This is a genomic window from Ruegeria sp. Ofav3-42, from assembly GCF_022347725.1.
GTDB lineage: Bacteria > Pseudomonadota > Alphaproteobacteria > Rhodobacterales > Rhodobacteraceae > Ruegeria.
Genome location: NZ_JAKRGB010000001.1, coordinates 109,477 through 122,089, shown reverse-complemented (window position 1 = coordinate 122,089; position 12,613 = coordinate 109,477). Strand labels below are relative to the sequence as shown.

Below are 12,613 nucleotides of genomic sequence, written 5' to 3'. Positions count from 1 at the left end.
ATTACTCCGCCCAATGAGCTGTAATGCCACTCAGCACAGCGGCGATCGGGGCCTCTTCCGGCGGCAGGGACATGGCCCTTTCCAACGCGTCGCGTTTGGCGGCCCCATAGATGATCAGGTGCTTGGACAGTGCACCATCCAGCACCGGCGCGGTCAGCGTAATACGCGCTTCGGGCTGCGTCTCGGTCCGGGCGACTGCGAGGGTTGGCGCGTGGCTGTCCAAGGCCGCTTCAAGCCCATCCATCCCCGGAAACAATGAGGCGGTATGCATATCTTCGCCCATCCCCAACACCAGAACCGACAACGGCAGCACCGGATTGATCAGGCTTTCGATCTCTGGCAGCACGTCATCGGGTTCCTTACTTTCAAGATACAGCGGAACATACTCGGCGACCGAGGCCCGATTCGTCAGCAGGCGTTCCCGGATCAGACGCTCATTCGACCTTTCGCTATCACCCGGAACACACCGTTCATCCGTAGGCAGAACCCGCACGCGGTCCCATTCCAGATCCGCCGCACAAAGCCCGTCAAACACAGGCCCCGGAGTAGTGCCGCCCGGCACGGCCAACGAGACCATGTCGTGATGCAGCAGGGCGGACTCCAACTCTCCGGCCAGTGCGTTTGCGACGTCGATGGCCAGCATGTCGCGGTCGGCATATTCCTGAATCTTCATGGGTTAATTCCTTGCCAGCGGCGACCGTCTCGTTTCATCAGCAGCTCGGCGTCGCCCGGACCTGTGCTGCCACTTTCATAGGGTTTAGGTACGTCACCACGGGCCTGCCAGCCCGCTATGATCGGATCGGTCCACGCCCATGCGGCTTCGACCTCATCGCCGCGCATGAACAGGGTCTGATTGCCCCGTATCACGTCCATGACCAGCCGTTCATAGGCGTCTGGCGGGTCCTGATTTTCCGGCCCCAGGGCCTCGGCGAAACTCATGTCCAGGGGCACGTCGACCAGACGCATCCCACCCGGTCCCGGTTCCTTAATCGTCACCTTCAGCGTTATGCCTTCGTTCGGCTGCAACCGGATCGACAGGACATTGGCGTGGCGCCCGGCCTCTTCGCCAAAGATCGAATGCGGCGCGTCCTTAAACATCACATTGATCACCGAAGACCGCGCCACCAGCCGCTTGCCCGTGCGCAGGTAGAACGGCGTACCCGCCCACCTCCAGTTGCTGATATGCGCCCGCAGCGCAACATAACTTTCAGTGGTCGAGCGTGGATTACCCACGACCTCACGATAGCCCGGTGCGTTGCCACCGCCATCGAACTGTCCGCGTACAATGTGATGCGGTTCGACCTGATCCAAGGCCCGGATGACCTTCAACTTTTCGTCCCGCACCGCATCCGGGTCAAACTTCGCCGGTGGCTCCATCGCGATCAGGCAGAGCAACTGCATCAGGTGGTTCTGCATCATATCGCGCATGGCACCTGCGCGCTCATAGTACTCTTCCCGCCCGTCGATTCCTACGGATTCCGCCACAGTAATCTGAATGTGATCAACGTATTGGCTATTCCAGAGAGGTTCGAACAGCATATTTCCGAACCGAACCGCCATCAGGTTCTGCACGGTTTCCTTGCCCAGATAGTGATCGATCCGGTAGATTTGGCTCTCGCTGAAATGCGCGGCCAGCGTTGCATTCAAGGCCTTCGCGCTGTCCAGATCATGGCCAAACGGCTTTTCGACCACGATGCGCGTATCTGGCGTCGCCAGATCATTTGCCTTGATCCGCTCGGCCAAAGGACCGAACAGGCGCGGCCCGACCGAAAAGTAGAATGCACGCACCCGGTCCTGGTTCAGCTTGTTGGCAAGCTGGTCCCACCCTTCATCCGAATAGCCGTCCTGCTTCACATAATCGACACGGTCCAAAAACGCGCGCAACGCGCCTTTGTCCTGACACTGCGCCGCCGCGTGGGCACGCAATGATTCAGCTACAACGCCCCGAAATCCTTCCCGGTCAAACTCGGTTCGCGCCGCACCGACGATTTGCACGCCGTCGGCCCATTGCCCCGCGCAAAAGCGCCGGAACAGGGCAGGCAGAATCTTGCGCTGCGCCAAATCCCCGGTCCCGCCAAAGATGACGAGATCGAACGGATCAACGGGTATGACGCGAGAAACCATGACTTTTCCTTACCTTGCCCGAAAGGGCATGTCCAATGTTAGCGCAACCAATCACGCCGAAATTCCCATCATCAAAACTCTGTCAGGTCGGTCCTGCCTTACTTAACTATCCCAAGTCGAACAGTTAAATCAGAGGATGACTTCAAGGAACCGGATACCGGAATGAAAGACAACGCGCCTCACACTGCCAATATCGGCAAGTTTCAGAACAAATTGGTGACAGCAGATGGACAAACCCGCGCCTCCGTTGCGCTGAACAATCCTGAGACGTTGTGGTTCAATACCGGCACCTTGTGCAACATCGAATGCGTCAACTGCTACATAGCCAGCAGTCCGACCAACGACGCGCTGGTCTATATTACCGCTGAAGAAGTCCGCGATTATCTGGACCAGATCGAAGAGCGCAACTGGCCTGTGCGCGAAATTGGCTTCACGGGCGGCGAGCCCTTCATGAACCCCGAAATGATTGACATGACCTGCGCGGCTTTGGAGCGGGGATACGAGGTTCTGATTCTGACCAATGCCATGCAACCGATGATGCGTCGCAAAATGCGCGAAGGACTTCTGGACCTGCAGAACGGCTATGGTGATAAACTGACCCTGCGAGTTTCGGTCGACCACTACCGACCCGAGTTGCACGACGAAGAGCGCGGCAAAGGCAGCTTTGACAAGACAGTCACCGGCATGGAGTGGTTGCGCGACAACGGTTTCAATTTAGCCATCGCGGGCCGCACGGTCTGGGGGGATACCGACGCAGAAAGCCGCGCAGGGTATGATGCCTTTTTCAAACAGCACGGCTTTGACATCGACGCACAGAATCCGGGCCAGACCGTTCTGTTCCCAGAGATGGACGAAACTGTCGAAGTTCCTGAAATCACAACAGCTTGCTGGGGAATTCTGAACAAATCTCCCGCCGAGGTGATGTGTTCCAATGCGCGCATGGTGGTCAAACGCAAAGGCGCGGATCGACCTGCTGTTCTGGCCTGCACCCTGCTGCCCTATGAGCCGGAATTCGAATTGGGCACGACCCTGGCCGAAGCCGAAGCCGACGTTCACCTGAACCACCCCCATTGCGCCAAGTTCTGCGTTTTGGGCGGGGCAAGTTGCTCGGGCTGATCAGTTCAGTTCGGGTGATTTCCAGTACTTGGTACCCGAGGCCCCGGCCGAGACGCGCCAGCCCTTTTTGCTGAGCACAAAGAAAGATCGACCATTCGTGAACCTGAGCGTTTCGTCGGTGCGTTCTTCCCCGTACATGGCGCCGGATTCCGCAGTGGCGTCATAGCCATAAGTGATAAATTGCTGCAAATCCGCCTGCGTTTCGAACAGGATCACGAATCTGGTCTCGAACCCGCCTATCCCGATGGCTGCACCAACTCCGCCAGTCCCCATATTCATGTAAGTGTGCTGGCCCGTTTCCTTGTCTACCGCGACACCGCGACCGTAACCGGCCGAGACCGGAAACACCGTTACCTTTCGGGAATCAAAGACAGCATACCCCGCGCTGACGTCATAAAGCGCCTGCGCCTCGGGGTTTTCCTCCAACAATTGCGCCAACACCTCTGAGGCCATGACATCCAGCTTGGCACGGGTTTCTTCGGCCGTGGCTTCATTCGACAGCAGGTCGGACGTGGACGTGAGCGTTTCGTCGACCGCAGTCGCGCCCTTCTCGATCGTCTGACCAACACTTTCTGCCCCGCGCCCAATAGCGCCCGCAGTGTTTTCCGCGCCTTTCTTGATTTTGTCGAGAACGCCTTCGGCAGAAGCAGGTCCACCAAGAAGAACGGCTGCGGCAAACAATAAAACTCTGGGCATCCTGGGATTCCGTATGTGACCAATGACTTGGCAGACACGTTACCCAATGTGCAAAAAAAGTATAAGGGTCTTTGCTTAGACAGGTTGAGAAACCCGCTCAGGTGCTTAGTTCACCCGAAACTCACCCACTACGTTGCGCCATTCTCCGGGCGCAATCATCTTGCGGTGCGTAAACCGCACGGAATGCAGTGGTCCATCAATCTCGCGTTGCCAGAATTCAATAAAATCGAACAGTTTGGGATGATCCGGCGCAAGGTCGTAATCCTGCCAGATGAATGTGTTGAGGACGTGAATATAGTCGGGCATGTGATAGAAAAATTCCGCAGTCGTCAGCCCGTACCCCTTGAGCATCAGTTCCGTTTCGCTTTGCTCCATGCAGACCTCCAGTTTATTGCAAGGTCTCTTCAGCATAGCACGAAATCCCCCTAATCCTTAGTTAACAATATGTTACTCTGGTGTTACCGGGGTTTTTCGCACGCAAAATCGTTGCTTGCTTGCACCTTATGTGCCGGGTCTGATAAGGTGCATCCACAAGATATAGACCCAGCACAATAAACGGGCAGTTTACGTGAGCGATACGCCAGAAATTCCTGAAAACATGGATGAAACCCCACCGGAGCGCCCTGTTTACGACGGTCCGACGGTCTCAATCGAATCCGAGATGCGGACCTCGTATCTCGATTACGCGATGTCGGTCATCGTGTCCCGCGCGATCCCCGATCTGCGCGACGGGCTGAAACCGGTACACCGCCGCATCCTTTACGCAATGCACGAGACGGGTAACACGCACGACAAGGCGTACCGCAAGTCGGCCCGTCCGGTTGGCGATGTGATGGGTAAATACCACCCACATGGCGACAGCGCGATCTATGACGCTCTGGTGCGGATGGCGCAGGATTTCTCGATGTCGCTGCCGCTGCTGGATGGTCAGGGCAACTTTGGCTCGATGGACGGCGATAACCCGGCGGCTATGCGTTACACCGAAGTGCGCATGGACAAGCCCGCTGCGTCCCTGCTGGCCGATATCGAAAAAGAGACGGTCGATTTTCAGGACAACTACGACGGCAAGGACAAAGAGCCGACCGTCCTGCCCGCGCGCTTCCCGAATATGCTGGTCAACGGTGCCGGCGGTATCGCTGTGGGTATGGCGACTAATATCCCGCCGCATAACCTGGGTGAAGTTGTCGACGCCACGCTGGCGCTGATCGACGATCCGGATCTGACGTCCGAGCAACTGATCGAATACGTCCCCGGTCCCGATTTTCCGACTGGAGGCGTTATGCTGGGCCGATCCGGTGCGCGTAAAGCGTATCTGGAGGGTCGCGGAAGCGTCATCATCCGGTCCAAGACTCGCGTCGAAGAGATCCGCAAGGACCGCTACGCAATTGTCGTGGACGAGATCCCCTATCAGGTGAACAAGGCGTCGATGATTGAAAAAATCGCCGAGGCGGTTCGCGAAAAGCGGATTGAGGGCGTCAGCCACGTGCAGGACGAATCCGACCGCAACGGCGTGCGCGTCGTGGTCGAATTGAAGCGGGACGCAACGCCCGAAGTGGTTCTGAACCAATTGTTCCGCTTTTCACCTATGCAGACCTCGTTCGGTTGCAACATGCTGGCGCTGAACGGTGGCCGCCCCGAGCAGTTGACACTACGCCGGTTCCTGACCTCATTCATCGACTTCCGCGAAGATGTCGTTGCCCGCCGCACTGCCTATGACCTGCGCAAAGCGCGGGAACGCAGCCACATCCTGTGTGGTCTGGCGGTTGCGGTTTCGAACGTAGACGAAGTCGTTGCCACGATCCGGTCGTCGGCCGATGCCGCCGAGGCGCGCGAAAAGCTGATGACCCGCCGCTGGCCAGCGGCCGAGATCGAGGGCTATCTGCGCCTGATCGACGATCCTCTGTCCAAGATGAACGACGACGGCACCTATAACCTGACCGAGGTTCAGGCCCGCGCCATCCTCGACCTGCGCCTGCAGCGTTTGACCCAACTGGGTGTCAAGGAGGTCACGGACGAACTGGAGCAATTGGCAGCTAAGATCAAGGAATATCTGGATATTCTGTCCTCGCGCGAGCGCATCATGTCGATCATCGGTGATGAGCTGCGTGCGGTTCGCGAGCAATTCGCTGTTCCACGTCGTACCGAGATCGTCGACTGGTCCGGCGACATGGAAGACGAAGACCTGATCGAACGTGAAGATATGGTCGTGACCGTCACCTCGGGCGGTTACATCAAGCGTACTCCGCTGGCCGATTTCCGGGCGCAAAAACGCGGCGGCAAGGGCCTGTCTGGGATGCAGACCAAGGAAGAGGATGTGGTCACCAACCTCTTTGTGGCCAACACCCACACGCAACTGCTGTTCTTCACTACCGAAGGCATGGTCTACAAGCTCAAGACCTGGCGTTTGCCTCAGTCCAGCCGGACCGGCAAGGGCAAGGCGATTGTCAACATCCTGCCCATCCCGACCGGTGTTTCCATCGCGGCGATCATGCCCGTGGATGTGCCGGACGAAGAATGGGAAAACCTTCAAATCGTTTTCGCCACCAGTGCAGGCGACGTACGTCGCAACCGTCTGTCGGACTTCACCAATGTCCGACGCAACGGCAAGATCGCCATGAAGTTGCCCGAGGATGTCCAGCTGGTTAACGCGCGCATCTGTTCCGAGGATGAAGACGTGATGCTGGTCACTAACTCGGGTCGCGCGATCCGCTTCCGTACCACAGATGTGCGCGTTTTCAACTCGCGCGAGTCCACCGGCGTCCGCGGCATCAGGCTGAGCAACGGCGACCGTGTGGTGTCGATGTCGGTGATCCGCCATTTCGAAGCTTCTTCGGATGAACGCGCGGCCTACCTAAAGATGCGCCGTCTGATGGCCGGCGTCACCGATGATACCGGCAGTGATGAGGACGAAGGCAATGCCGACAGTGTACTGCCGCAAGAGCGCTACGCTGAAATGTCGGCGGCCGAGAACCTGATCCTGACGATCACGGCTGGCGGCGCTGGCAAGCTGAGCTCCAGCCACGATTACCCGGTGCGGGGTCGCGGCGGCATGGGCGTGGCCGCCATGGACAAGGCGATGCGCGGTGGTGAGCTTGTGGCATCTTTCCCGGTCGATATTGAGGACCAGATCATGCTGGCGACGTCCAAAGGACAGTCGATCCGAGTGCCGGTCGAAGGGATTTCCTTCCGGTCCCGCTCGGCGGGCGGCGTGAAGGTGTTCAACACCGGCAAAGGCGAAGTGGTCGTTAGCGTCGCCTGGATCGCTGATCAGGGCGATGAGGACGAGACAGACGCCGAGTAAATCCAAATTTACCGAAGAAGTAGCCCCGTAGCGCGATGCGCTGTGGGGCTTTTTTTGTTTGATCTCCGACCGATCTCTAAATCCGCCCGGGATGTCCTAAGTAGGCAGCGGAATCCAAACTGCTCGGAACTGGGGAAAACCATGCTAACGTCATGAAAATCCTGAACCCCTCATCGTGGGAGACTACTGATGCTTAACGGAGCTATGCTTGTCTGGTTTCTACTTACTGGTGTCAGTGTGTTGTTCGTGTTGTGGGATTCGATTTCGAACGGCGTCACAAGTTGGGTTCAGCGGGCGGCATGGATTCTTGTAACGCTATATACCGGGCCAGTCGGATTGTTCTTTTACCTGTTGGCCTGCCGGCGCCCATTTCCGGGCGGCCATGATCAATTCACCAAAGCCACGTGGAAGCAGGGTATCAACAGCGAAATGCACTGCGTTGCCGGCGACGCAACCGGAATCATTGTGGCGGCTATTCTGCTGCATTTCTTTGCGCTGCCAAATGGCTGGGACATACTCGTGGAATATAGTTTCGGTTTCATCTCAGGCCTTTTCATATTCCAGGCTCTGATGATGCTGCCCATGTTTGGCAGCTATGCTCAGGCCGTTCGCAAAACAATATTCGCGGAAACCGTGTCCATGAATTTCGTGATGACCGGGATGATCCCGACAATGGTGATACTGGCTGCACTTTGGCCAGGGTCCGAAGACCCGCTTACCCCGGACTTTTGGTTCAGAATGAGCCTGGCTACAGTTGTTGGTGCGGTAATCGCATTCCCCATGAACTGGTGGTTGGTCGCCCGCCATTTGAAGCATGGGTGTATGACACTTCCGGGGGCCGATGGACCGGCGCCTGCATTAGGGCATCGATCCCCTGAGGGACCAATGGGCGCGATGCCTCAAGAAGACATGAAGATGAACGAACACAGTATGATGGAAATGCACACGCTGTCGTCGGCCCGAATGGTGACATGGGTGGTCGGCACGTATGCGCTGCTGATTGCAACGCTTTGGGTGACAGCGCAGTTTGTTCCCATAGAATTCTAACTCGCTTTCCGTGAATGCCCCAAGAAAGGGCAGTCGAGGCAAAGAAAAAGCCGCTGGAAAAAGCGGCCTTTCACATCACAACCGATAGAGATCGCCGAATTTGCTTTCCAGGTATTCCAGCAGCGGTTCGGGTCCGGGCTCCATTCCGCTCGCGCGTTCGATCACATCGCGCGGCGCATAAAGTCCGCCAAATTGCTGTACTTTCTCACGCAACCAGCCGGTCGCCCCAGAAGTGTCACCTTCGGCCAATTGACCATCCAGTTCGGGAACAGCGTTGCGCAGCGCTTGATGCAAACATCCGGCATAGACGTTGCCCAGCGAATACGTCGGGAAGTATCCGAACAAGCCCACCGACCAGTGAACATCCTGCAGGCACCCATTTGATGGCTTGTCGATCGCGTATCCGAAGTCTGCCTTGAAACGCTCATTCCACGCCGCCTCAAGATCCGCGACTTGCAGGTCACCGGCCATCAGCGCGCGCTCCAGATCAAAGCGCAGCATGATGTGGAGATTGTACTGCACCTCATCGGCCTCGGTTCGGACATAGCCGTTATGGACACCGTTTACCGTGGCGTAGAATGCATCTTCATCTGCTATTCCGAGATCGCCAAATGCGTCTTTCATCTGTCCAAACAGCCAGCCTGTGAAGGCGCGAGAGCGGCCCAACTGGTTCTCGTAAATCCGGCTTTGGCTTTCATGCACGCCCATCGACACGCCCTGCCCCAGCGGTGTCAGCGCATAGTCAGGGTCGATGCCCTGTTCATAGGCGGCATGGCCGACCTCGTGAATGGTCGAATAGAAACAGTTGAACGGATCGGTCTCGCTGGTACGGGTGGTGATCCGAACGTCCAGGCCGCTGCCCGAGCTGAACGGATGCACGGCCTTGTCGATGCGACCGGTGTTCAGGTCATACCCGAAGGTGACGGCAAGTTTCTGCGACAACCTCATCTGGACCAGCTCGTCAAAACTACCGGTCAGACCAGGCGGTGCGGGTTTATCCAGCACGGCCGCACGCAATGCCACCAGACGCGGGCGCATCTGATCGAAAATCTCTGCGATCTGAGTTCCGGTCGTGTACGGCTCATAATCCTCGACCATGGCGTCGTAGATGTCTCCGCCCTGCGCGAGCGCTGCGCCCTCTTCTCGCTTCAAAGCGACGACTTCGCTGAGCGCGGGTAGAAAGGCTGCGACGTCCTCATCGGCGCGGGCCTGCGCCCATGTGCCTTGTGCGGCCGACGTGACACGCGCGATGGCCGTGGCCAGATCCGCCGGAACTTTGACCGCGCGATCATAGGCGCGGCGAATTTCGCGTAGCTGCGCCTGCTCGACCTCATCCTTGGCACGGGCCTGTTCCAGCCAGTCTGCAACCCGAGGGTCGGAACGACGCGCGTGCAACACTGCCTCGATCGCAGCCATCTCTTCGGCGCGCTGCGCGGCCGCACCGCGCGGCATCACCGTTTCCTGATCCCAGCCCAACCGTCCGGCAATCTGCCCAAGGGCCGACGTTTCGCGTTGGAACGCCATCAGGTCTTTGTAAGCACTCATTGGTATCAGGCTCCGCGCAGAGAGGTTGCGATTGGGTAAGCTGTCAGGAAGCGGGCGCGCAGGATCAATGTCCAGACGACAACGGCCATGAACTGGTGGAAAATGGCGATCTGCCACGGCGCTCCGTAGACCACTGTCAGGATGCCGATCACCACTTGTAGCGACAACGCTGCAAAGGCCGCGTTTAAGGCAAAGCGCGTTTGCGGATGGGCGCTGGTGCTGCCACGACGCCAGACGACCACGCCGAATGCAAACAACAGATAGCCCGCGCAACGGTGGATGAACTGAACCAGGCCGGGGCTTTCGAAAAAGTTCCGCCACATCGGTTCCAGTATCGACGCGTCGGGCGGCAAGACCTGTCCGCCGATCAGCGGCCAATCGGTATAGGACCGGCCAGCGTCGATCCCGGCCACCATCGCGCCAATGAGTATTTGTAAAAAGGCGAAATGCATCAGGCCGGTGGATAGTGAGAACAGACGCGCCTCTTTCGCGCGCCGGGCCTGCATCAGGTCACGCTCTTCGCGGCCCAGCATAAAGATGTACCAGGCGAGGAACCCAAGGATTACAAACGCGAGGCCGAGGTGGATTGCCAGACGATAGCTTGCAACCGCGATCATCCCCTCGCCCTGAGTCACGCCCGAGGCGACCATCCACCAACCGACCGCGCCCTGAACACCACCCAGAGCACCCGGGATCAAAAGCCTGCTGGTCCAACCGACGGGAATTTTCCGAGCAATGAGAAATCCGAAGAACCCGATGGCCCAAACCAGTCCGATCACGCGGCCCAGTTGGCGGTGACCCCATTCCCACCAGTAAATGGATTTGAAATCGCCCAGCTCCATCCACTGGTTCTGGATGCGCCACTGGTCGATCTGCTTGTATTTGTCGAACTCGGCCTGCCAGTCGGTCTCGCTCATCGGCGGGATGGCTCCGGTGATCGGCCGCCATTCGGTGATCGACAGCCCGCTATCGGTCAGGCGGGTCAGCCCGCCCACGGCGATCATCACGACCACAAGTGCAAACAGGATCATAAGCCAGGCGCGAATAGCCTTGCGCGCGCCTCCGCGACCGCGGTCAATCATGCCCGGCTGAACGGCTTGTTGTTTTTCTGTGTCTGAGACGTCTTCGAAGATGCTGCGCTTACCGCTCATGCTGTCCTCTTGTGCCTTGGATTTCGTCGCAAGCTAGGGTGAAGCGGAACATAGGTCCAGCCTCAGCCCTTGTCTTTCCAGCGGACCATCTGCCGCATGATCCCGTGCAGCATCTGCACATCGGCCCGAGTCATGCGCATCCGTGACCAAAGATTGCGCAGGTTCGTCTTCATGCCTTCGGCCTTTTCAGGCGGGTAAAAGAACCCGGCCTCTTCCAGCCGGTCTTCATAGTGTTCGACCAGCTTCTCGACCTCGATGCCTGTGGCCCAGTCGCCCTTGCCCAGATCTGTGGCCTCATGCACCACGTCCCCGGTCTGACGCATCCACTCATAGGCGGTTAGCAACACACATTGCCCAAGGTTCAGCGAAGCATATTCCGGGTTCACCGGAACCGAGATGATGGCGTTCGCCTTGGCGATATCTTCATTCTCCAGCCCGGCGCGTTCAGGCCCAAACAAAACGCAGACCTTCTCGCCCGAGGCGACCTTTTCAGCGGCCAACTGCATTGCACGTTCGGGGCTGTAGACCGGTTTGGTCAGCCCCCGTTGCCGCGCCGTGGTGGCAAAGACAAAGGTGCTATCAGACAGCGCACCCGCCAGATCGTCGTATAGCTGCGCCTCATCCAGCAAACGCCCGGCCCCGCTGGACATCGCAACAGCCTTGGGGTTCGGCCACCCGTCGCGCGGCGCCACGATCCGCATCCGGTCCAGCCCGAAATTCCACATAGCCCGCGCGGCGGCACCAATGTTTTCACCCATCTGCGGGCGCACAAGCACGAATGAGGGCTGAGATTTGTCGCTGGGCATGGCTGTCTCCGAAAGTTCCGCCTGCTCTAATCCGCGCGCAAACGCAGGGCAAGCCGTCCACGCCTTCATTTACCCCCGAAACGGGCATAAAAGTTTGCTTCCCCGCCGCAATCCGCTAAACCGCGCAAAAGACTGAAAGCGAAGGACGCGCCAATGGACACCCCCGAGCAGCCACAGATTTACCTGATCACGCCTCCGACCATCGAGCTGAGCACCTTTCCCAACCGTTTGGCCGGCGTGCTGGACGGTGCCGAAATCGCCTGTATCCGTCTGGCACTGGCTGGCGGAGATGAAGACACCATCGCCCGCGCCGCCGATGCTTGCCGTGAAGTAGCTCATGCGCGGGACGTGGCACTTGTGATCTCGAACCATGTATTGCTGGCACAGCGTTTGGGGCTGGACGGCGTGCATCTGGACGACGCGGCGCGTTCCGTTCGAGCTGCGCGGAAAGAACTGGGTGCTGACGCAATCGTCGGCAGCTTTTGCGGGGCCTCCAGCCATGACGGCATGTCCGCTGGAGAAGCGGGTGTGGATTACGTCGCCTTCGGTCCGGTCGGATCGTCAACTTTGGGCGACGGCACAACCGCCGAGCGTGACCTGTTTCAATGGTGGTCCGAGATGATCGAGGTGCCGGTTGTCGCCGAAGGCGGCCTGACGCCAGACCTGATCCGTGGTCTGACACCCTGTACCGATTTCTTTGGCATCGGCGAAGAAATCTGGTCGCAGGATGACCCTGTGGCGGCGCTGACAGGTCTGACCGACGCGATGCGCTGAACCGTGTGAGCGTTAACCCTTGCACCCGCGCCGGGGCTGCGGCATGACGACGA

11 protein-coding genes are annotated in these 12,613 nt (G+C 58.5%); 4 read left to right on the top strand and 7 right to left on the bottom strand.

The window, feature by feature from the left end; genetic code table 11:
* Position 1: 1 nt before the first annotated feature.
* Together pgl and zwf are read right to left on the bottom strand one after the other, a co-directional pair.
* A complete protein-coding gene (pgl, locus tag MHN28_RS00595; RefSeq protein WP_239334937.1) occupies positions 2 to 673 on the bottom strand; it encodes a 6-phosphogluconolactonase in 672 nt (223 codons plus the stop codon).
* Positions 670 to 2,124, bottom strand: a complete 1,455-nt coding sequence (zwf, locus tag MHN28_RS00590) for a glucose-6-phosphate dehydrogenase (RefSeq protein ID WP_239334935.1) — start codon at positions 2,122 to 2,124, stop codon at positions 670 to 672. The genes pgl and zwf overlap by 4 nt, the downstream gene beginning before the upstream one ends.
* 162 nt (positions 2,125 to 2,286) lie before the next feature.
* On the opposite strand from zwf, the gene MHN28_RS00585 reads away from it, so the two are divergent.
* Positions 2,287 to 3,240: a radical SAM protein gene (locus MHN28_RS00585; RefSeq protein ID WP_239334933.1), complete on the top strand. Its 954-nt coding sequence runs from the start codon at positions 2,287 to 2,289 to the stop codon at positions 3,238 to 3,240.
* Here the strand turns inward: MHN28_RS00585 and MHN28_RS00580 are convergent, their stop codons facing one another.
* Together MHN28_RS00580 and MHN28_RS00575 are read right to left on the bottom strand one after the other, a co-directional pair.
* Positions 3,241 to 3,936: a hypothetical protein gene (locus tag MHN28_RS00580; protein ID WP_239334931.1), complete on the bottom strand. Its 696-nt coding sequence runs from the start codon at positions 3,934 to 3,936 to the stop codon at positions 3,241 to 3,243.
* A 105-nt stretch (positions 3,937 to 4,041) separates the two neighbouring features.
* Entirely contained in the window at positions 4,042 to 4,311 is a 270-nt protein-coding gene (locus MHN28_RS00575) for an usg protein (RefSeq protein ID WP_239334929.1), read from the bottom strand.
* A 193-nt stretch (positions 4,312 to 4,504) separates the two neighbouring features.
* On the opposite strand from MHN28_RS00575, the gene gyrA reads away from it, so the two are divergent.
* A complete protein-coding gene (gene gyrA, locus MHN28_RS00570) occupies positions 4,505 to 7,237 on the top strand; it encodes a DNA gyrase subunit A (RefSeq protein ID WP_239334927.1) in 2,733 nt (910 codons plus the stop codon).
* Between the two features lie 189 nt (positions 7,238 to 7,426).
* The gene (locus MHN28_RS00565; RefSeq protein ID WP_239334925.1) at positions 7,427 to 8,284 is read left to right on the top strand and encodes a DUF4396 domain-containing protein; all 858 of its coding nucleotides are present in this window, start codon (positions 7,427 to 7,429) and stop codon (positions 8,282 to 8,284) included.
* A gap of 75 nt (positions 8,285 to 8,359) precedes the next feature.
* Here MHN28_RS00565 and MHN28_RS00560 read toward each other — a convergent pair whose 3' ends face one another.
* The 3 genes from MHN28_RS00560 to MHN28_RS00550 form a co-directional block, all read right to left on the bottom strand.
* Entirely contained in the window at positions 8,360 to 9,829 is a 1,470-nt protein-coding gene (locus tag MHN28_RS00560) for a carboxypeptidase M32 (protein ID WP_239334923.1), read from the bottom strand.
* Between the two features lie 5 nt (positions 9,830 to 9,834).
* On the bottom strand, positions 9,835 to 10,980 hold the full coding sequence (gene ctaA, locus MHN28_RS00555) for a heme A synthase (RefSeq protein ID WP_239334921.1): 1,146 nt from the start codon (positions 10,978 to 10,980) through the stop codon (positions 9,835 to 9,837).
* A 62-nt stretch (positions 10,981 to 11,042) separates the two neighbouring features.
* Positions 11,043 to 11,786 carry an RNA methyltransferase gene (locus MHN28_RS00550; RefSeq protein ID WP_239334919.1) on the bottom strand — a complete coding sequence of 248 codons (744 nt, stop codon included), beginning with the start codon at positions 11,784 to 11,786 and terminating at the stop codon, positions 11,043 to 11,045.
* Between the two features lie 153 nt (positions 11,787 to 11,939).
* On the opposite strand from MHN28_RS00550, the gene MHN28_RS00545 reads away from it, so the two are divergent.
* On the top strand, positions 11,940 to 12,560 hold the full coding sequence (locus MHN28_RS00545) for a thiamine phosphate synthase (RefSeq protein WP_239334917.1): 621 nt from the start codon (positions 11,940 to 11,942) through the stop codon (positions 12,558 to 12,560).
* The last annotated feature ends 53 nt before the right edge of the window (positions 12,561 to 12,613 follow it).